General features: G+C 43.2%; 20 protein-coding genes and 1 pseudogene. 17 read left to right on the forward strand and 4 right to left on the reverse strand.

What is annotated here, in order from left to right:
* Positions 1–85 (reverse strand): annotated as a pseudogene (locus LBL30_01385) (bacteriocin microcin).
* A gap of 489 nt (positions 86–574) precedes the next feature.
* On the opposite strand from LBL30_01385, the gene LBL30_01390 reads away from it, so the two are divergent.
* A complete protein-coding gene (locus tag LBL30_01390) occupies positions 575–982 on the forward strand; it encodes a DUF2948 family protein (protein MDR1031760.1) in 408 nt (135 codons plus the stop codon).
* 16 nt (positions 983–998) lie between these two features.
* Here the strand turns inward: LBL30_01390 and LBL30_01395 are convergent, their stop codons facing one another.
* The 3 genes from LBL30_01395 to rpmG all read right to left on the reverse strand — a co-directional run bounded on the left by LBL30_01395 (position 999) and on the right by rpmG (position 2,316).
* Positions 999–1,622: a lytic transglycosylase domain-containing protein gene (locus tag LBL30_01395; GenBank protein ID MDR1031761.1), complete on the reverse strand. Its 624-nt coding sequence runs from the start codon at positions 1,620–1,622 to the stop codon at positions 999–1,001.
* A gap of 25 nt (positions 1,623–1,647) precedes the next feature.
* Positions 1,648–2,064: a 50S ribosomal protein L19 gene (gene rplS / locus LBL30_01400; GenBank protein MDR1031762.1), complete on the reverse strand. Its 417-nt coding sequence runs from the start codon at positions 2,062–2,064 to the stop codon at positions 1,648–1,650.
* A gap of 84 nt (positions 2,065–2,148) precedes the next feature.
* Positions 2,149–2,316 (reverse strand): 50S ribosomal protein L33, encoded by a 168-nt coding sequence (gene rpmG, locus LBL30_01405; protein MDR1031763.1) that lies wholly within the window; start codon positions 2,314–2,316, stop codon positions 2,149–2,151.
* A 96-nt stretch (positions 2,317–2,412) separates the two neighbouring features.
* Between rpmG and LBL30_01410 the strand changes: the two genes are divergently transcribed.
* The 16 genes from LBL30_01410 to LBL30_01485 all read left to right on the forward strand — a co-directional run bounded on the left by LBL30_01410 (position 2,413) and on the right by LBL30_01485 (position 18,967).
* On the forward strand, positions 2,413–3,888 hold the full coding sequence (locus LBL30_01410) for a leucyl aminopeptidase (protein MDR1031764.1): 1,476 nt from the start codon (positions 2,413–2,415) through the stop codon (positions 3,886–3,888).
* Positions 3,885–5,303: a UDP-N-acetylmuramoyl-tripeptide--D-alanyl-D-alanine ligase gene (murF, locus tag LBL30_01415; protein MDR1031765.1), complete on the forward strand. Its 1,419-nt coding sequence runs from the start codon at positions 3,885–3,887 to the stop codon at positions 5,301–5,303. The genes LBL30_01410 and murF overlap by 4 nt, the downstream gene beginning before the upstream one ends.
* Entirely contained in the window at positions 5,300–6,382 is a 1,083-nt protein-coding gene (gene mraY / locus LBL30_01420) for a phospho-N-acetylmuramoyl-pentapeptide-transferase (protein ID MDR1031766.1), read from the forward strand. Before murF ends, mraY begins: the two co-directional genes overlap by 4 nt.
* On the forward strand, positions 6,379–7,782 hold the full coding sequence (gene murD, locus LBL30_01425) for a UDP-N-acetylmuramoyl-L-alanine--D-glutamate ligase (protein MDR1031767.1): 1,404 nt from the start codon (positions 6,379–6,381) through the stop codon (positions 7,780–7,782). The genes mraY and murD overlap by 4 nt, the downstream gene beginning before the upstream one ends.
* A 10-nt stretch (positions 7,783–7,792) precedes the next feature.
* Positions 7,793–8,914, forward strand: a complete 1,122-nt coding sequence (locus tag LBL30_01430; protein MDR1031768.1) for a putative lipid II flippase FtsW — start codon at positions 7,793–7,795, stop codon at positions 8,912–8,914.
* Positions 8,911–9,687, forward strand: a complete 777-nt coding sequence (gene pgeF, locus LBL30_01435) for a peptidoglycan editing factor PgeF (protein MDR1031769.1) — start codon at positions 8,911–8,913, stop codon at positions 9,685–9,687. The genes LBL30_01430 and pgeF overlap by 4 nt, the downstream gene beginning before the upstream one ends.
* 55 nt (positions 9,688–9,742) lie before the next feature.
* Positions 9,743–10,489: a (d)CMP kinase gene (locus LBL30_01440; GenBank protein ID MDR1031770.1), complete on the forward strand. Its 747-nt coding sequence runs from the start codon at positions 9,743–9,745 to the stop codon at positions 10,487–10,489.
* Positions 10,489–12,060, forward strand: a complete 1,572-nt coding sequence (locus LBL30_01445) for a hypothetical protein (protein MDR1031771.1) — start codon at positions 10,489–10,491, stop codon at positions 12,058–12,060. The genes LBL30_01440 and LBL30_01445 overlap by 1 nt, the downstream gene beginning before the upstream one ends.
* A gap of 215 nt (positions 12,061–12,275) precedes the next feature.
* Positions 12,276–13,688, forward strand: coding sequence for a hypothetical protein (locus tag LBL30_01450; GenBank protein ID MDR1031772.1), 1,413 nt, complete (start codon positions 12,276–12,278; stop codon positions 13,686–13,688).
* Positions 13,685–14,935 carry a class I SAM-dependent methyltransferase gene (locus LBL30_01455; GenBank protein MDR1031773.1) on the forward strand — a complete coding sequence of 417 codons (1,251 nt, stop codon included), beginning with the start codon at positions 13,685–13,687 and terminating at the stop codon, positions 14,933–14,935. The genes LBL30_01450 and LBL30_01455 overlap by 4 nt, the downstream gene beginning before the upstream one ends.
* Positions 14,869–16,020: a DegT/DnrJ/EryC1/StrS family aminotransferase gene (locus LBL30_01460; GenBank protein ID MDR1031774.1), complete on the forward strand. Its 1,152-nt coding sequence runs from the start codon at positions 14,869–14,871 to the stop codon at positions 16,018–16,020. Before LBL30_01455 ends, LBL30_01460 begins: the two co-directional genes overlap by 67 nt.
* Entirely contained in the window at positions 16,017–16,247 is a 231-nt protein-coding gene (locus LBL30_01465; protein MDR1031775.1) for a hypothetical protein, read from the forward strand. The genes LBL30_01460 and LBL30_01465 overlap by 4 nt, the downstream gene beginning before the upstream one ends.
* Positions 16,213–16,794: a methyltransferase, TIGR04325 family gene (locus LBL30_01470; protein MDR1031776.1), complete on the forward strand. Its 582-nt coding sequence runs from the start codon at positions 16,213–16,215 to the stop codon at positions 16,792–16,794. Before LBL30_01465 ends, LBL30_01470 begins: the two co-directional genes overlap by 35 nt.
* On the forward strand, positions 16,787–17,680 hold the full coding sequence (locus tag LBL30_01475) for an NAD-dependent epimerase/dehydratase family protein (protein MDR1031777.1): 894 nt from the start codon (positions 16,787–16,789) through the stop codon (positions 17,678–17,680). Before LBL30_01470 ends, LBL30_01475 begins: the two co-directional genes overlap by 8 nt.
* Positions 17,680–18,558 (forward strand): putative sugar O-methyltransferase, encoded by an 879-nt coding sequence (locus LBL30_01480; protein MDR1031778.1) that lies wholly within the window; start codon positions 17,680–17,682, stop codon positions 18,556–18,558. The genes LBL30_01475 and LBL30_01480 overlap by 1 nt, the downstream gene beginning before the upstream one ends.
* A complete protein-coding gene (locus tag LBL30_01485; protein ID MDR1031779.1) occupies positions 18,551–18,967 on the forward strand; it encodes an FdtA/QdtA family cupin domain-containing protein in 417 nt (138 codons plus the stop codon). The genes LBL30_01480 and LBL30_01485 overlap by 8 nt, the downstream gene beginning before the upstream one ends.
* Positions 18,968–19,155: the final 188 nt, after the last annotated feature.

A 19,155-nucleotide genomic window follows, 5' to 3' on the forward strand; every position in this document is an offset into this window, starting at 1 on the left:
CCCCCCCCCCCCCCCCCCCCCCCCCCCCCCCCCCCCCCCCCCCCCCCCCCCCCCCCCCCCCCCCCCCCCCCCCCCCCCCCCCAACCTCTCTAATTCCCGCACGCCTTGCGCCTATCATGACCATTCCATAGCGAAATATCTGAAGAAAGATTACAACACTAATTCTAATCAAGGCAAATAAAAATTAGAAAATTATACGAAAAACTTTAGAATTTTAACCCTAGCTTACTGTTGATCTCTTGCTTCCGGGTTATTCTTTCACGACCAATTGAATAGTACTTAAGCCTCTCTCAGCTTGGGCTTGCTAACGCAAGGCTCGGTAACCTGCGTGGTTACTTTTATTGCTAATCCTTAGAGCTGAACTTTTCCTATAAAGAGCGCTACTGCTTAATGTAAAGTCAAAGGTATTGTCTAAATAAAAATTTGTTTTGCAATTATGTTTTATCAAATCTGTAATTTAAGCCTTCCCTAAACGAAGACTATTATTCGGCTTAAAGCTACAGATCCTATCCAAATTTAATCTATTATGAACCGAATTATAGTAAAATTGCTGCATATGCGAATGGTGTAGGTTATGAAAGCAAAAGCGGTGTGCGGCGAAGGAGTATCTGCTGTATCGGCCTTGCTGCAGGATTCTTTGCTTAAACTTATGTTCGTTAAACACAAAAATGATAATCTGCATATGCTGGTTAACAGGTTTTGCTGGGAAATGATGCCGTCCAGCAAAGCTACCCCCTACTTTAGGTCTCATTGCGGGATATATGTTTCAAATGTTAATAAGCTTAAAACCAATCGCAAAGTAGATCGCGCTCACTATTCAGCCGTATTATCGCTGTTGGCAATAGACTTTGGCTGCGACATAATAAAGTTTGTGTTTTCTGGTGGACTGGAGCTAAGCGTGCACTGCAACACCCCTACTTTATACTTGATGGACATGCATGAGCCATGGCCAACCAATATAAAACCCAAGCATAGGATCTGACAGGCTTAAGCCGCAACTAAATTTGCTTACCTGAAGGGAGCCGTGAATTGTCGCCAGCACGAGAGTCGTTGCTATCCTGCGTGGATGATAAAATCACGCGAGCCGGTTTTTTGGCTAATACGGCATTTATTTTCATTTGATCTAGCGCCATAAATACCTTGTTTGTATAGGGAATATTGTATTTTTTGTTACGCGAGTGATATAGGGCGACCGCACCTCGCCATGATTTAGTTTTGTTGTATAGTCTTTTGAGCATCCTGGCAGCAAAGTCAACATTCTTTGCCGGATCAATCATTTCGCTTACAGAAGCAAAATGCCGTCCGTAAAGCCTAAGGTTGATCTGCATTACCCCTACATCGATGTTGCGCTGATCCTGATTCTTCAGTTGCTGAATTTTTGTGACTGCCGCAAGTTTATCTGTAAAAAAACTTCCTCGACCGTTGACGCAGATCGTCCAAGGATAAGCCTCAGCCCTGCCAATACTTCTGCGATAGCGACCAGACTCAACCAAACTTATAGCCTTAAGCAGATTCGGCGGAATATTATACCTTCTTGTCGCCCTAAGCAGCGCAAGCTCGTACTCATGGGCATAAGGCTCATCCGCAGCCGAGCAATATTCACTGCTACAGCACAGCAGCACAGCACACAGTGATAATATATAAACCCTAAGCGCTAACAACCGGTTCTTCCACGATTGGTGAAGAAGATGGCATTACGGCGCGGTCATATAGATTTTTTTCTTTGATACGCGCGGCTTTACCCGTTCTGTCACGCAGATAATAAAGCTTAGCCCGCCTGACGCTGCCTTTACGAATAACCTGAATCTCAATGTTAGGAGAATACAGCATGAACAGCCTTTCTACCCCTTCGCCGTTTGAAACCTTTCTTACCGTAAAGGTAGAGCCTATGCCACGTCTTCTTCTGGCGATACATACGCCTTCGTACGCTTGACGTCGCTCTTTATCGCCTTCAGCAACCCGGACCATAACGCGAAGCGTATCCCCAGGGGTAAACTCTGGCATTGGACGCTTAGCGACCAACCGCTCTATCTGACTTTGTTCAAATTTAATCAAATCATTCATGTCCTAGCCCCTGATAACCTCGGATTGAGCCGTCATAGTACTATCGATGATAAACAATATCAACAGCTGCCAATGCAGTACCGATTACTTTATTTTGGTTTCGCGAAATACAACGTGCTTGCGGGCGCGTGGGTCGTACTTCCGCATTTCAAGCTTATCAGTTTTTGTGCGAGGATTTTTCTTTTTGACGTAGAAAAAACCAGTATCCGCCGTGCTCAGCATCTTAATTGTAATAGAATTAGCCTTTGCCATATAAGCTTCTCCGCGATCTAAAAGATTGACGCAATATCCTTAAAGCCACATAATGCAAACACAGCTTAAACCAAAAAGCAAGGGAGTAATGATTATATGAGTGTAAGTTTTGACGGAATAAAAAATCATAAAGCAGATAATTTGTTTATTTGCTTAAAATCTTCAAAATTTTCCAGCGATTTTGCAGCGAGCTTGGATAAGAAGCTTAATGGCTTGCTAACCAAGGCGCTGTCAAAAAACAAATGGTTTAAAGGTAAGCTTGGCGAGTATGTATCGATTATTTGTCCAAACGGGGATTACTCGACAGTAGTGCTTGTCGGCACTGATAAAACCTCGTCTGTTAAAGATGCTCAGAAGCTTGGCGGGACTGTGTCCTCGATTATGAGTAAATTGAAGTTTGAAAAAGCCAGCTTATTCTCGGACCAAGAGCTGAAAGAAGATTTGCTTGCGAATTTGGCCTTGGGGTTTGAGCTGAAATCATGGGCATTCGATAAATATAAAACGAAAAAGCCAGACGTTTGGTCATGTAAGAATTCAATGCTTGAGGTGATATCCGCATCTTACAAAGAGGTTAAGGCTGTTTATGACGCCAAGTTAGCGCCTTTATACGCAAGCATCATAGATACACGCACGCTGATAAACGAGCCTGCCAACGTTATTTGTCCAGAGACCTTTGCAAAACACGCGAAAGAATTGGCTTCTTTGGGGGTTAAGATTGAAGTGTTGTCTAAAGCCGATATGGCTAAGCTTGGCATGAATGCTTTGCTTGGGGTCAGCCAAGGAAGCGTTAATGAGCCCAAAATGGTCATTGCCAGATGGGAAGGGGCGAAAAAAAACGCTTCCTGGACAGCCTTTGTCGGTAAAGGGGTAACATTCGACAGCGGCGGCATATCGATAAAGCCGTCGCATAATATGGACCAGATGAAAAGCGATATGTCTGGCGCTGCGGCAGTTTTGGGCTTAATGCGCGCTTTAGCAATACGTAAGGCTTCAGCGAATGTAGTTGGCGTAATGGCTTTGGCCGAAAACATGCCGTCAGGACAAGCTCAGCGCCCAGGCGACATTGTAAAGACCATGTCTGGGCAGACGGTGGAAGTTTTAGATACTGACGCCGAGGGCAGATTGGTGCTGGCCGATGCGCTGTGGTATGCCTTCGATCGCTTTAAGCCAAAAGCCATTGTTGATCTGGCGACCTTGACCGGCGCGATACAGGTTGCCTTAGGGCATGAGTTTGCTGGGCTTTTCTGTAATAATGAATCGCTTGCCAAGGAGCTGATGGAGGCTGGGGATCACGTTGGCGAAAAGCTGTGGCGTATGCCTTTGTCAGAGGAATTCGACAGGCAAATCGATTCAGACGTGGCCGACGTAAAGAACATTGCCGCTAAAGGCCGAGCAGGCAGCAGTACAGCGGCGCATTTTCTGCAGCGCTTTGTAGGCAAAACAGCCTGGGCACATATGGACATCGCTGGAGTTGCCTTCCTTGAGCAAGAGACCGAACTATCCTGCAAAGGGGCAACTGGCTATGGAGTTCAACTGCTAAACGAATTCGTCGCCCGATACTGCGAGAAATGACGTCTTCTGAAGATATTCTTTGGACGGCAAGTGAGCTTGCTGAGGTACTGGGCGCACCGTCATGTGAAGACCGCGACGTGTTTCCAGGTGCGCTTAGCGTATCGATAGACAGCAGATTTGTAAGTAAATCCTGGCTGTTCTTTGCGATAAAAGGGCATAACAACGACGGTCATAACTTTGTCGATCAAGCATTTGATAACGGCGCTTGTGCGGCTGTTGTAGGCCGTGATTTTGCGTGCGAAAGAGGTTGTCGCTTTGTCGTTGATGATACTTATGCTGCCTTAGTTGCTTTGTCGAAAGCTGCCCGAGCCAGATTTCAGGGAAAAGTAATCGCAATAACCGGCAGTGTAGGAAAAACTACAATCAAGAATATGCTGGCTTACCTTCTTGGGCTTCAGTCGAAATGCCACGCCTCACCAAAAAGCTTTAACAACCAGTATGGGGTTCCGTTAACTCTTGCAAATATGCCGCGAGACTGTCGCTTTGCGGTGATTGAGGCTGGGATGAATAATCCTGGCGAGCTTACATCTTTAGGCGAGCTTATTATGCCGGATATTTCCTGCATATCTTCGATTTGCGAGGCTCATATCGGACGTTTTGATTCGCTTATGAATATTGCCCAAGCAAAATCTGAGCTTTTTAAGCACTTTAATGGCCCTGGAACAGCTTTGCTTCCCGGCGATAATCCGTTTTTTAAATTCCTTGCGGACACCGCCAAAGCAAGCGGCATACGGGATGTTTTCTCGTTTGGCGAAGCCGATTATGCAGATTCCAGGTTAATAGGAGTTAAAACAGAAAAAGACTCGTTATCAGTCAACGCATCGGTTTTTGGGCGGAAGGTTGAATACAGACTTGACACACTTGGCGAGCATTGGATTCATAATTCTTTAGCTGTATTGGCCATGGTTCATTTAGCCGGAGGCGATGTTGAAAAGGCGGCGAGCGATTTTTTTGGTTTTAAACCAACCGTAGGCAGAGGCGCGAAATACAAAATAAAAACCAGTAAAGGCGCTGAGTTTTTACTTATAGACGAAAGCTATAACGCCAACCCTGAATCTATGGCGGCCGCATTGCGTAGTCTTGGTGGGACTTCGTCTGGTCAAGGGCGACGCATTGCTGTGATTGCTGATATGAAAGAGCTAGGTGAGCAGGATGTGGCTTTACATCTAAGGCTGTTGCCCGTTATCGATAAGTATCGAATAGACAAGGTTTTTACTTGTGGAGAGTTGATGCATAATCTGCATAAGTTGGTCCCAACCGACAAACGCGGTGAATGGTTTCCTAGTTGTGAGCAGATGACGGCCGAGTTTTCGTTCGAAGGATACATAAAGGACGAAGATATTGTAATGGTAAAAGGCTCTAACAGCATGGGCGGGGGTAAGATTGTTGAGCAACTCCTGAGCTTACAGGTATGATATATAACGTCGCCATTCCTTATATTAAAGAGCTTTCCGTCCTTAATGTGCTTAGGTATATCACCTTCCGCACGGCGGCGGCTTTTGTGACCTCATTGGTCATAGCATTAATCATCGCCCCCATCATAATAAAAAAGCTTAAATCAGGAAGGGCAAAGCAGCCAATACGCGATGACGGGCCGGCTTCTCATAAAACTAAAAGCGGTACGCCAACTATGGGCGGGGCCATTATCCTGCTGGCCTGCTTAGTTGGAACGATACTCTGGTCAGATTTGAAGAATGTATTTATCTGGATGGTGCTTTTTGTCACGCTTGGCTGTGGGCTAATTGGCTTTTCTGACGATTACCTTAAGATTATGCGTTATCACTCAAAAGGATTGCCGGGACGCTATAAATTTTGGCTGCAGGTTTTGGTTGCTTTGGTGTTTTTTGCAAGCTTGCAGATTCTTGCCCCTAGCGAATTTTCCATGAAGCTTATGTTTCCGTTCTTAAAGAACGCCTGCTTAGACCTTGGATGGTGGTATGCGTTGCTGGCGGTTTTTATAGTTGTTGGCGCTTCAAATGCGGTAAACCTGACCGATGGGCTGGACGGGCTTGCCATTGGGCCTACGATAATGGTGACTGGATGCCTGGGCATAATGGCTTATCTTGCTGGACATGCGGTTTTTGCGAAGTATTTGCAGATATATTATGTGCCAGGCGCCGGAGAACTGGCGATTTTTTGTGGAGCGCTGGTAGGCGCCAGCGTTGGCTTTTTGTGGTTTAACGCTCCGCCGGCAGAGATTTTTATGGGCGATACAGGCGCTTTGGCAATTGGCGGGGCGCTTGGCAGTATTTCCACTATCACTAAAAATGAGATTGTGCTGGCCATTGCGGGTGGGCTGTTCGTTGTTGAGACCTTATCGGTAATAATCCAGGTAGCCTCTTTCAAACTTAGGGGCAAGCGTGTTTTCCTTATGGCGCCAATACATCACCATTTTGAGAAAAAAGGATGGCAAGAGCCGAAAATAGTGATCAGGTTTTGGATTGTTTCTGTGGTATTTATCCTGTGTAGCTTACTGACGCTGAAGATAAGATGATTACGGCGAATAGTTGTCGAGGGAAAATTGTATACGTTCTGGGGCTTGGCACAAGTGGCCATGGAGCGCTGAATTCCCTTCTGGCGGCTGAATCAATCGTATTTGCATGGGACGATAACGCCAACAATCGCGTACCAATAGAAGGCGTAACTTACGTCGATTGTAACGACCTGAACCTGCGGGAAATCGACCTGCTGATTGTAAGTCCTGGAATTGATATATTTTGGCCAAAGCCGCACCCTGCCATGGCTTACGCACGCAGGCACATGATCCCAGTTGTGTGCGACATTGACTTGTTCATGTATAACAGGCCGCCCAGGACAGATTGTATAGGCGTTACTGGTACTAACGGAAAATCCACGACAGTCTCACTGATTGCACATATTTTTAACTCAGGCAAAGGCAATAAGGCGGTTGTCGGGGGGAATATCGGCACTTCGGCTTTAAGCCAGCCCGTTCTTTCAGGTGGAGAATCTTATGTGCTGGAACTATCTTCTTATCAACTTGAAATTATGGAGGCGTTTGATTTTAAGGTTTCGGTGCTGCTGAACATAACTCAGGATCATTTGGCTCGGCACAGTAATATGATCGGCTATGCCAATGCTAAGCAAAAGATTCTTCAAAACCTAAGCTTTGGTGGATATGGCGTAATTGGCCAAGATGACCCCTGCTGTCGCGAGATATACGGCGCGTTTCCGAAATATGAAAAGCTGATTCCAATTTCCGGCTGTTTTGTCCCTGAAAAAGGTATCGGTTGGGACGACGAAAATTTGATAGATAACGTTGAAGGCAAACGTATTATTGTCCTTAACAGCCAAAATACGGGGGCGCTTTATGGACAGCATAATCGCCAAAATATTGCCGCTGCTTATGCTGTATGTTGTGCCAAAGGTGTAAATGCTGCCGACTTTTCGTCAGCGCTTGGGTCATTTAAACCGCTGCGTCATCGTCAGGAATTGGTTGACACGTCAATGCCGTTTAAGATTATCAATGACAGTAAAGCCACAAATTTGGATGCTTGCGTGAAGGCACTGATGCAAGGCGGCAGTATTTACTGGATAGCCGGAGGCCTGGCCAAAGGGCCTGATTTTTCTGAACTTAAAGGAAGCCATCTTAAGAATGTAAAAAAAGCATTCCTTATCGGCGACGCGGCAGATCTTATATATAAATTTCTGCAGCAAGAATCAGTAGAAAGCGAAATCTGCGGCACATTAGAAGCCGCGACCAAGCAAGCTTTAGAGGCGGCGTACCTCGATTACAACGACTCGAAATCTCAAAACATTTCCGTTGTCTTGGCTCCAGCATGCGCAAGCTTTGATCAATTTGACGGGTTCGAACACAGAGGGGACGCTTTTATCAGCTTAGTAAAGGCCTGGTGCGCCAAGCATTCTGTCGGATAGAGAGGTCGTAATGGCAACCAGATTTACGCGCGCTGACAGAAGCTTAATCGGGGTTTGGTGGTGGACGGTCGACCGGTGGAGCTTGTTTCTGACCTTAATCATTCTGACAGCCGGGGTTTTGTTCAGCTTTGCTTCTACTCCGATGGTGGCTGTTAAAATTGGACTGCCTCAATTTTATTTCGTCAAACGGCATTTGCTTTATGCTGCGCTCAGCGTAGCCGTGATGGTGGCGGTATCTTTGCTTGAGGTAAAAGCAACACGCCGATTGGCCGTGCTGTTTTTCCTTTTAAGTGCGATACTTATGATCCTAACTCCATTTTTCGGAACGGAGATTAAAGGTGCAAGGCGCTGGATAAAGTTGGGCCTGCTTGTTATACAGCCCTCAGAGTTTGTTAAACCAACATTTGCCGTTGTCTCTGCATGGATGTTTTCGGAGCAAAGCTTGAACAGCGAATTTCCGGGCAAATGGATTTCCTTTGGATTTTATGTCTTGCTGACCTTTTTGCTAATTTTGCAGCCGGATATGGGGATGATATTTGTTCTGTCGGCGATTTGGTTTGGGCAGCTGTTTTTGACCGGAATCTCCTTTGTGATAATTGCGCTTGTATGCAGCACAGGCCTTCTAGGGGTTTATGCGGCATATTTGCTTTTCCCATATGTAGCAAGCCGCATCGACAGGTTTATAGACCCAGCCGCCGGTGATTGCTATCAAATTAACCGTTCGCTGGAGGCTTTCCAAAACGGCGGGTGGTTTGGCATTGGTCCAGGGGAAGGCGTAATCAAGGGACATTTGCCCGATGCGCATGCCGACTTTGCCTTTTCTGTTATAGGAGAGGAATTTGGCGCACTGGTATGCATTTTAATAATCGCCATTTATGCAGTCATTGCTTTAAGGGTTTTTTTGGCATCACTAAAAAGCAAAGATGCTTTTATCTCATTCGCACTGTTTGGTTTAATTGTGTATTTCTCTCTGCAAGTGGTTGTAAATGTGTCTTCCTGCTTACACCTGATTCCGACCAAGGGTATGACTTTGCCGTTTATTTCTTATGGAGGCTCGTCGATGATATCCCTCAGTATATGCATGGGGATGATTCTGGGTTTATCCAGAAAGCGACCTATGGTGCTTGAATGACGTACCTGCAGTCCAAGGCTTTGAAAGTTAGCCACGGCTTTTTTACACGCAACGGCGGAGTTAGCCTTGAAGGATACTGGTCGCTGAACTGCAGTTTTGGCGTTGGGGATAAAGCCGAACATGTTCGGCAAAACCTTGATATAGCGTGTAAACACCTCAGTCTAAAGCCTGGTGCGATTGCTGTTCTTAACCAAGTGCATGGCAGGGAAGTGCTGGTTTTGAATGAGGCAAATTGGCCCAAATTCTGCATTGGCGGAGGCGGCAAATTATATAATGCTGATGCTTTGGTCACTGCAGTGCCAGAAGTCGGCATAGGCATATTAACGGCAGATTGTGCGCCGATTTTGTTTTGCGACTGCGAGAATCAGATTATAGGGGCGGCACACACTGGATGGCGCGGAGCCTTCGGCGGCGTGATTGAGTCTACTGTTGCCGCTATCAAAAGCTTGGGCGGCAAGGGTATAAACGCCGCGATTGGTCCTTGTATACATAAAGAGTCTTATCCAGTTGGGTCAGATATGCTGGATCTGTTGCTTAATGCCGATAAAAATAATCAAAAATTTTTTAAAGCAGGTGAAGATGGTGCGCACCATTTCGATCTGGTTGCATACGCCAAAAGCAGGCTTATCAGCGCTGGTGTCGTCAATATAGATGTAATCAACATTGATACCTTCGCTGATCAAAACTTTTTCAGCTATCGTAGAAACAGCCTGAGCAAGAAATTTAACAACTGTGGCAGACAAATTTCATCGATTTGTTTGAAAAAGTCTTAAAGGCATGGAAATTGCAAAGTTTTAATTTAAAATGCCTCGATATTCGTCATACGCTATGCAAAATAAATCACCTGTAATCGCCATCGACGGTCCAGCCAACAGCGGCAAGGGAACGATTGCTTCTGGCGTTACAGAGTTTCTAAACCAAGCCATATGTTCTCGAGGCTCTGTCGCTATAAAGTCAATTAAAAGATTCGTTCACTTAGATACAGGCGTTCTGTACAGATCTCTTGCCTATTTACTGATAAAACAAGGGCATAGCATCAATGAAATTGATAATTCTATTGAACAAGCCGCTCTCGCTCTGATTTCGCAGGGGGAAGTTCTAAAAACGGCTGAACGGATGCTATCTATTTCTGATGAAGAGCAAAGAGCTTTAATCCGCACTGGCGAAGTTAGCGATGCCTCGTCTAAAACTGCGGTTATACCCGGCATAAGGGCCGGATTACTTGACCTTCAGCACCGATTAGTTGCTAATATTACAAAAGACTCGGCTGTGGCCATACTCGACGGTAGAGATATAGGCAGCGTTGTTTTCCCTGATGCTGTTTGCAAAATATATGTTACCGCTTCTGTTGAGGCGCGCGCGAAAAGATATCAAACGGCCAACAAAATTAACTCATTTGACCAGGCGCTAAAGGAAATTACTGAACGTGACGAAAGGGATAAAAACCGCCCAACCGCCCCGCTTATCTGCAGCGATGATTACGTTACGCTTGATACAACAGATCTTTCACGCGAACAGTCTATTGCCAAAGCACAGGAGATCATCTTAGAATTCCTATCGTTAATGAGGTTTTAATGTTCTACATAATTCTGATTGCTCTATGGCCGGTTGTTAATTTTCTTGCCAATAATGTTGGCGGGTTGCGATTTGATCTATTAGGCGTCTGGACAGATCTTGGCATTATTATAGCTATACTCTGCACGATTTGTGTATCAGGCGTTTATCTGGCAACCAAAATCACTAAGAAGCCTGTTGAATTTTTCATATTGCCTTTGTTAATCGCCGTTGCTGGCTTTTTCTTGTATGCGCCGATTGTGGAAGATGTAATCGGAGATCTAAGCAAATGGGGGCTAAAAGCTACTTACATATGGCTGGCATTTTACTTAGCAGCATTAGCTATATCTCTGGTGATTTCGGAGTATGAGAATGTAGTTAAAGTTTCGAAAATACTGGCGTCCGCGACTGTGATCTTTGCCTTATTCTCTTTGGTTCATAATGTATATGATATTTACTACAGTGTTCAAGAATCAAGGCAGATTCTAAGCGAAAGCGATAAAGCTCAACAAAACAAACATAAGTACGTTTTTAAGCATAAGCCGAATATTTATTACATCCTAGTCGACATGTACGCTCGACAAGATACGCTTAAGGAGGTGTGTGGATTTGATAATGAGCCTTTCCTGAAACAGCTGGATGATCTAGGCTTCGCCGTCAGCAGAACCGCTTGGTCGAATTATGAATCCACGGTACCGTCGTTATCTGCAACTTTGAATATGAACTATCACAGATTATCTAATATTGATACTGGCCAAGTTGTTTTTTTAAAACAAATCCAAGTGGTGTTTAGCTATGGCGGCTTAGTATGCAAGATCTTTAGAGATAACGGTTATAAAATCGTATATTATGCTAATCATTTTGCTGAAGCTATGCTGGGAAGTGTAGATAAATTTATCAAAGTTTCTTCGGGTGAGCTTTTTTGCACAATATGGCATTCTACGCCATTACGTGTCATATTATTTAAATACAATACTTATGTAGAGGTAGATAAAATAATTAAGGCTTTAGATTTTTACGAAAGACAACCTAAGTTTATTTTCGCTCATATATTACAGGCACATGACGCTATTTGGGATGAATCTGGTGAAAATAAAGGCGGGATGGTTTTAGTTTTCCCAGCCCCTCTGAGTGAAGCCAGATACAAGAGTTCCATAAAGAGTCTAAATATATCTTTGATTAAATGCGCAAAATCTATAATAGAGAAGGACAATAATGCTGTGATAATTATCCAAGCTGATCATGGGATTGTTTATTGTGGAGATCACACTACTGCTGACATGAATTTGCTTACAAAACAACCAGAAAAATTGACTTCTTGTTCTAATCGAGAAGCTAGGTATAGACTTGGCATATTTAGCGCTGTCTATGTTCCAGAGCATTTACGTAATTACCGCGTTGACTTTGATATATACGATTACTTCAGCGGAAGTTTTTCCTTGGTTAATGTGTTTCGTGTGCTGTTTGCAACTCTAAGCGAAGAGAGGCCAGATTTATTACCAGATCGATCGATTTATCTATATCTTGATAAACAGATCAATGCCTATAGAGTACATAGGGTTTATGAAAAGTCTGACTTGGAGGCTAAATGATTAGCTTGCTATTTCTCGCATTTCTCCTACTTCCTCAATACTCTCACGCTTATCTGGACGGTGGTACGGGAAGCATGTTGCTTCAGATTATTTTGAGTGGATCGGGCGGAATCGCGGTACTCGTAAAACTATATTGGCATAAAAACCTCTTCAAAAAGAACAGAAATGAATAAATTATGCCGTGACCGACTTTTTAGGTTTCGACTATTTTCAATATGGCGCATCATAAAACAGTATCGACAATAGGCCCTGCTTCCGAATCATCTTTCGATCCAGGTTCATTTCGCGATCCAGAGGGTAGGGTTGTCTGCTGCCAAGACGGTCAGGTATACAGAACATTAAGCCAAGCTGCAGCTGAGAGAATGAAACTTTTGCTCTCATCACCTTGGTTCAAGGCTTTTATTGAAAGCGGGGCGGTTTGCCCTACATCTTTAGATACCCCCCCCCCCAGCCTACTTAAATGCCTAAATTCAGAATATATCTTAAGACATGAGCGAATAAACCCAATCATATATCCGCATGAATGGTCTTTTGAGATGCTAAAGGATGCTGCGCTGCTAACATTGGACCTTATGCAAAAATGCCTGGGAAATGGATTTATACTCAAAGACGGCTCTGCGTGGAATGTAACTATTCACAACGGCAAGATGTGCTTTTTTGATGTTTTGTCCATCGGTTATTATCGCGATGGTCAGACATGGTATGGATATGGCCAGTTCTGTGAAGAGTTTTTATGCCCTCTGATGATCAAAAGTAACTTGGGCTTGGATTTTCAATCATTTTTCAGAGGATCGCTTAAGGGAATTAGCGGTAAGCTAACTGCAAAAATGATGCCGATGCGGTCAATTTTTAAATCTGGCATCTTCAGACATATTTTTCTTCGAAGTCTTTTTGAAAACAGCAAGTCAGTTAACTCCAGCCAAATTAAAGACCGTTTCCAAATGCCCAAATTAGGGCTTATAAGCTTTATCAAATCCTTAAAGAAAGTGGTCTTAGGTCTACGATCTAAAGCCAAGTATTCTGTTTGGTTAGGATATGATGATTGTAATTCCTATAAGGACGTGGACACAAAAGCGAAAGAAGATTTTGTGTCAGCGTTTCTTAGTAATGGAATAAAGTCGCTAATTGATCTTGGGTGCAATACTGGGCACTATTCGTGCAGCCCTTCTCCTAACCTTACTAAAGTGTTTGCCTGTGATGTAGATAGCGATTGTATAGACGTAGTGTTTAAACGGGCTTGTCCCACGGTTATCCCGGTAGTTCTTGACCTTATGAATCCATCGCCTTCCTGTGGCTGGGCTTTAACTGAAAGAAAGTCGATATATGAACGTCTGGGAAAACAGGATGGCTTTTTGGCATTAGCGCTGGTACATCACATATGCATAGCGAGCAATGTGCCTCTTGACTACTTCGTTCGGTTGTTAAGTTCGCTAGCATCGTCTGGCGTGCTTGAGTGGGTGTCTAAGGAAGATCCGATGGTTAAGGTGCTGTTGAGGAATAGAGATGATGTATTTCAAGATTATACTTGGGAGAATTTCAAAAGCGCTGTGCAGAAATACTTTAAAATATTAAAAACCCAGGATATTAATAACGGAACAAGAACACTTTGCCTTCTGGAAGCTATATGACATGCAGAATCTGTAACAGCTCAACAACCCAAGTAGTAGACTTCGGAAGCATGCCGATTGCGAATGGTTTTTTAGATGAATGCCAGTTCAAAGACGAGTACTTTTTCGATCTAAAGACTGCTTTTTGCGAAAAATGTAAAACTTTCCAACTTGTTCAGCAACCGCGACCAGAAATGATGTTTCATGATCATTATGCCTTCTTTTCAAGCACGTCTCAGGCGATGATTGATCATTTCGGCCAAATGGCCAGATCATACCTAAACGATTTTAACCTCAACAGAGCTAATGCCTTTGTGATAGAGCTTGGCAGCAACGACGGCGTTATGCTTAAGCATTTTGCGAATATTGGCATAAAGCATTTGGGAATTGAGCCATCGGCCAACGTTGCGGAAGCGGCCAGGAAAAATGGCGTAAATACTATTACAAAGTTTTTCAGCAAAGACGTCGCGCTTGAAATAACGGAAGAATATGGCAAGGCCGACCTGATATCTGCGGCCAATGTAATGTGTCACATTCCTGATTTGCATTCTGTAGGCGATGGGGTTGAGATATTGCTGAAAGATGACGGCGTTTTTGTGTTTGAAGACCCTTACCTTGGGGATATGATCCAAAAGACCTCATACGATCAGATATATGACGAGCATGTGTATCTATTCGCTTTGCAGTCCGTGTCTAATATTTTCGCTAATCATGGATTGGAGGTTTTCAGGGTCTCACCTCAGATTACCCATGGCGGGTCGATGAGGTATTACCTTTGTCGTAAAGGAAAACGTCCCATAGAAGAATCTGTTAATCATCAGCAACAGGCGGAAAGACATCTAAAGCTGGACAGCATAGAAACATTTGTTTCTTTTAGGAATGCCTGTGAGCAGCACAAAAGGGATTTTTTGAATCTGCTGACCGGTCTTAAAAACAAAGGTAAACGTGTTGTTGGTTACGCAGCAACGTCTAAAAGCACGACCGTATTAAACTACTGTGGCATTGAGCCAAAACTAATCGAGTATATTTGCGATACAACGCCTATCAAGCAGAATAAATTCAGCCCTGGCGTGCATATTCCAATAAAACCCTATGAATACTTCAAAAAAGATAGTCCGGATTATGTAGTGCTGTTTGGCTGGAATCACGCTAAAGAGATTTTAACTAAAGAGTCCGCTGCGGGGGGGGGGGGTGGCTATAAGTGGATAACCTTTGTGCCAGAAGTAAAGATTTTGACAGAAGCGGAAATAAAATCCCTAACAAAATGACCAAAATCCTATGCGGCAATCCAATCGCACAGTTTCATAGCTATAGGCAAGAGATACTAGAATCTGTAAGACGCGTTTTAGATAATGGGCCGTACATTCTTGGACCGGAAGTTGCTGTTTTTGACGAAGAATTTGCCGCTTATAACGGCGCAAAATATTGCGTTGGGGTTGGCAGTGGTACTGACGCGCTGATACTGGCGATGAAGGCGCTCAATATTGGGGCTGAGGATGAGGTAATTACCGTATCACACACTGCCGTGGCTACGGTTTCGGCTATAGTCGCAGTTGGAGCTGTGCCAGCCCTAGTGGATGTAGAAGAAAAATACTATACGCTTGATCCAAACCTGATAGAGCCAGCCATTACCAAAAAAACTAAGGCTATAATGCCTGTACATCTCTACGGGCAACCTTGCGATATGGACGCTATAATGCAAATAGCCAGTAAACATTGTTTGCGCGTTATAGAAGACTGCGCTCAAGCGCACGGCGCTCTTTATAAGGGACGGAAGGTGGGTACTATAGGAGATGCAGGTTGTTTTAGCTTCTATCCTACCAAAAATCTGGGTGCTATAGGCGATGGCGGTGCCGTCATCACTAATAACCACAGCGTCTCTGAACGCATCAGGCGCTTGCGACAGTACGGCTGGGATGAGAATCGTGTCAGCCAAGAGCCAGGAACAGTCTCAAGACTGGACGAACTTCAAGCAGCTATACTAAGGGTAAAATTAAGATACCTTGATCAGGATAACGACAAAAGACGTAAGGCAGCCAGTCTGTACGATGATAAATTGGCAAATAAAGGTTGGTTGCTGCCTGCTGTTAGGCCGGATAGTACGCACGTTTATCACTTATACGTAGCGAGAGTAAGCGATAGGCAACAGGTCATGTCTGATTTAGCCAAGGTTGATATAGACGCAGGCATTCACTATAGCTGCCCAGCGCATATGCACCCAGGAATGAAAGGGAAAGTTTACGCCCCAGTTCCTCTGAAGATAACAGAAAAGATTGTTGAGGAAATTATGTCACTACCTATTTATCCGGAAGTAGATGCGACGCGTATAACAGAAGCTTTGAAAGATTTATGACGCAAGAAATTTTCAGTGTTTGGGAAGGCGTTTACAGCAGTTTTGCCGAAGTGGATGGAGATAGCGATATTTTCGCAAGCGATCATTGGATCAATAGACAAAAGGAAAAACTCCAATCGGCATTGGATGATTACAAATCTGGCCTGGCATACTCAAAAGATTATCCATTATCTTTGATCGTTGCCATGCTGATTGGCGCACAGAGAGAAGGGGGGGGGGGGCAGTAAGTTAAAAATCTTGGATTTTGGCGGTGGCATGGGATTGCAATACCTTGATCTTATAACAAAGGTACCAAGTGCAGAGAAGCTGGTGGAATATACCATCTTGGATAATGAAAAACTGATTAATACAACCTGTGGTTGCATGAAGCAATTTAAGAATTTGAGCTTCGTTACAGAATTAAACGCAATTAAAGGTGATACAGACATCGTTCATATGGGAAGCTCGCTTCAATATGTAGAGAAGTGGCAAGAGTTGCTTGTTGAACTAAACAAGAGGTTCAAGCCAAAATACTTTGTGTTCTCTGATCTTTTAGCTGGCGATATACCAACATTTGTCAGCGCGCAGGTATATTTTGGAAAGAAGTGTCCGCACCTTTTTATAAACATTACGCAATTCAAAGAATTTCTATCAGAGTTAGGGATGAGCTTGATATTTATTAGTAAGTTTATCGCGACTATTCTTAATCAAGATAAGATTCTGCCCAACTTCGCGTTACCGGAAGCTTATCGTTTGGACAGATCCTCTAACTTAGTATTTAAACGCAATGCTTAGGATAATGATAACCGGAGCTTCTGGCTTTTTTGGAAGAAACCTGATTTCAGAATTAGCTAATAGCACTTTGGATTTTTGCGCGCTATGCACGATTAATCAACAATCGTTTAGTATAACAGATGAAAGATTTAGATTTGAAAAGTGCGATCTTTTTGATGTCAAAAGAACTAGAGATTTAATTGAGACATTCAAACCGACCCATCTGATACACTTGGCTTGGTACGTCGTTCCTGGCGACTTTTGGAACTCCAATGAAAATTTTAAATGGCTACAAGTTTCTTTAGATCTGTTTAAGCTTTTTTGTGAAAATGGTGGCAATGTTTTTATTGGGGCAGGAACACTGTCTGAGTACGATTGGGCAGGCGGAGTATTGAACGAAGCCAAAACTCCAGTAAATCCAAGCTCTGTATATGGTAAGTGCAAAGCGTCTTTGCATAAAACAATTAGGCAAATGAAATCTGATTGTGGCTATAAGACCGCGATTATTTGGCCAAGGATCGGGTATTTTTTCGGTGAATATGAGCCCAAGGAAAAATTGATTTCTAAAATTATCTATTATGTAAAAAATGGACTTACTCTAGATTTGGCAACGCGCAAATTTGCCAGACCATATGCTCATGTCAAATATTTAAGCAAGGCGTTTGTGAAGATGATTCAGTGTTGCAATGCAGATATGATCTTTAATATGAGCTCGTCGTTTCTCCATGACCTGGAAACAATAATTAATTTCATTAAGAATTGTCTTCATATTGATCAAGCAAATGTTAATTACGGAGCCTTCGATGTGCAGCCAGAGGTTTTACATGTGACCAATGATGTGTTGAAGGATAAAATCGGAATGGAGATCCCTGATACTATTTTTGAAGACATTAGGTCTGTTATATAATGAAAAAAATCGCCGATTCTCCGTTGTGGAATTCCATTTTAAAAAGCAAAGCATTTAAAAACATCCCTCATGATTTTAAGTTAGGTAATGCTGCCAATCTTAGAATTGCCCAGTACAACCCAAAAACACACGGTACTATGTTTTTGAAAATGCTAATTTTCTGGATGGCCAATAGTTTTAAAGAAAACGATCTGTTAAAGCTAAGTCAGATTTGCAATAAGAGACAGGGGGGGGGGGCTTCCATTTTTTATAGCAATATGTGGCTGGATTTAGATTATTTAATGGCGCTGGAAGAGGTATTATTTTTAAACGACCATCTTACATCTATAAATTCTATATTAGAAATCGGAGCGGGATATGGAAGAACCTGCCATACGATCTTATCGTTATTTCCAAATATCGAAAAGTACACAATCGTAGATCTTGATCAAACGCTCGACTTATCTAGAAGTTACTTAAATGACACGGTTATGCAAAAGGATTTTAAAAAAATCGACTTTGTTAGTATAAACAACTTTATGAAGCGCAGGGCTGAACTGACCATAAATATAGATTCTATGCAAGAAATGTCTCATAGTGCAGTTAAAGCCTATTTAAAATATATTGATGATTTTTCAAGATATTTTTATTGCAAGAATACAGTTGGAAAATTTGCTCCGAAACTGTGTGGTTTTATACGATCTAAAGATTGCGATTTAGCGCTGAGAAGCGGGCTACTCACTGATCAGCTAAATATATTCTGCCCTTTAGAATTGGAAAAACATAGAAAAAAGTTTCTTGTGGAATTTTCGCCAGGAAAAGGCTGGTTTGTAGAAAAAGCTGGCCCCACTTTTCCGTGGTCACATTACTATCAAGCTCTGTTTTCTAAAAATGCATAACCTCTCAGACATTAGCGTAATAACCTTTCCGCGTTTTGAGCGGGTGCCTGGTGAGTTATTTGTATACGAGCAATTCAATGGCGTGCCGTTTGATATAAAACGGGCGTTTGTTATAAAGGCTAAAGAGGCAACGGGCAGAGGAAGTCACGCGCATAAAGAATGCGCCCAACTGATGATAGCTCTTGCTGGGACTTGCATTGTCATGTGCGATGACGGCAGAAGCAAATCGAGCACAATACTTAACAAAGGTTCTGAAGGGTTATTTGTTCCACCGACCATCTGGGCTGAGCAGTATTACGAACCTGATACAATTTTGTTAGTACTGACGGATATGTTGTATTGTGCGGAGGATTATATAAGAGATTATGACGAGTTTTTAGTGTTCAGGGCAACAGGAGACATATTGTGAACATATTTCAGAAAATCAGATAGAGACTGGAAAAATGTGTAACGGATCCGGTAGTTAAGTATCATTTCAGGCATTGTCTGTTTGAGCATCGGTAAATCAAAAATCTAGTTCTTTTTACTTGATTAAATGAACGCCTATCTTTACACGCTCCTAGATTATGAACGATAATGCGCTAAGCCTATGTCTAA

The organism is Holosporales bacterium (assembly GCA_031263535.1).
Taxonomy (GTDB): domain Bacteria; phylum Pseudomonadota; class Alphaproteobacteria; order UBA3830; family JAIRWN01; genus JAIRWN01.

Coding starts and splice junctions, on each gene's coding strand:
- LBL30_01390 (MDR1031760.1), top strand. CDS start 575: ATGAAAGCAAAAGCGGTGTGCGGCGAAGGAGTATCTGCTGTATCGGCC.
- rplS (MDR1031762.1), bottom strand. CDS start 2,064: ATGAATGATTTGATTAAATTTGAACAAAGTCAGATAGAGCGGTTGGTC.
- rpmG (MDR1031763.1), bottom strand. CDS start 2,316: ATGGCAAAGGCTAATTCTATTACAATTAAGATGCTGAGCACGGCGGAT.
- LBL30_01410 (MDR1031764.1), top strand. CDS start 2,413: ATGAGTGTAAGTTTTGACGGAATAAAAAATCATAAAGCAGATAATTTG.
- murF (MDR1031765.1), top strand. CDS start 3,885: ATGACGTCTTCTGAAGATATTCTTTGGACGGCAAGTGAGCTTGCTGAG.
- mraY (MDR1031766.1), top strand. CDS start 5,300: ATGATATATAACGTCGCCATTCCTTATATTAAAGAGCTTTCCGTCCTT.
- murD (MDR1031767.1), top strand. CDS start 6,379: ATGATTACGGCGAATAGTTGTCGAGGGAAAATTGTATACGTTCTGGGG.
- LBL30_01430 (MDR1031768.1), top strand. CDS start 7,793: ATGGCAACCAGATTTACGCGCGCTGACAGAAGCTTAATCGGGGTTTGG.
- pgeF (MDR1031769.1), top strand. CDS start 8,911: ATGACGTACCTGCAGTCCAAGGCTTTGAAAGTTAGCCACGGCTTTTTT.
- LBL30_01440 (MDR1031770.1), top strand. CDS start 9,743: ATGCAAAATAAATCACCTGTAATCGCCATCGACGGTCCAGCCAACAGC.
- LBL30_01445 (MDR1031771.1), top strand. CDS start 10,489: ATGTTCTACATAATTCTGATTGCTCTATGGCCGGTTGTTAATTTTCTT.
- LBL30_01450 (MDR1031772.1), top strand. CDS start 12,276: ATGGCGCATCATAAAACAGTATCGACAATAGGCCCTGCTTCCGAATCA.
- LBL30_01455 (MDR1031773.1), top strand. CDS start 13,685: ATGACATGCAGAATCTGTAACAGCTCAACAACCCAAGTAGTAGACTTC.
- LBL30_01465 (MDR1031775.1), top strand. CDS start 16,017: ATGACGCAAGAAATTTTCAGTGTTTGGGAAGGCGTTTACAGCAGTTTT.
- LBL30_01475 (MDR1031777.1), top strand. CDS start 16,787: ATGCTTAGGATAATGATAACCGGAGCTTCTGGCTTTTTTGGAAGAAAC.
- LBL30_01480 (MDR1031778.1), top strand. CDS start 17,680: ATGAAAAAAATCGCCGATTCTCCGTTGTGGAATTCCATTTTAAAAAGC.
- LBL30_01485 (MDR1031779.1), top strand. CDS start 18,551: ATGCATAACCTCTCAGACATTAGCGTAATAACCTTTCCGCGTTTTGAG.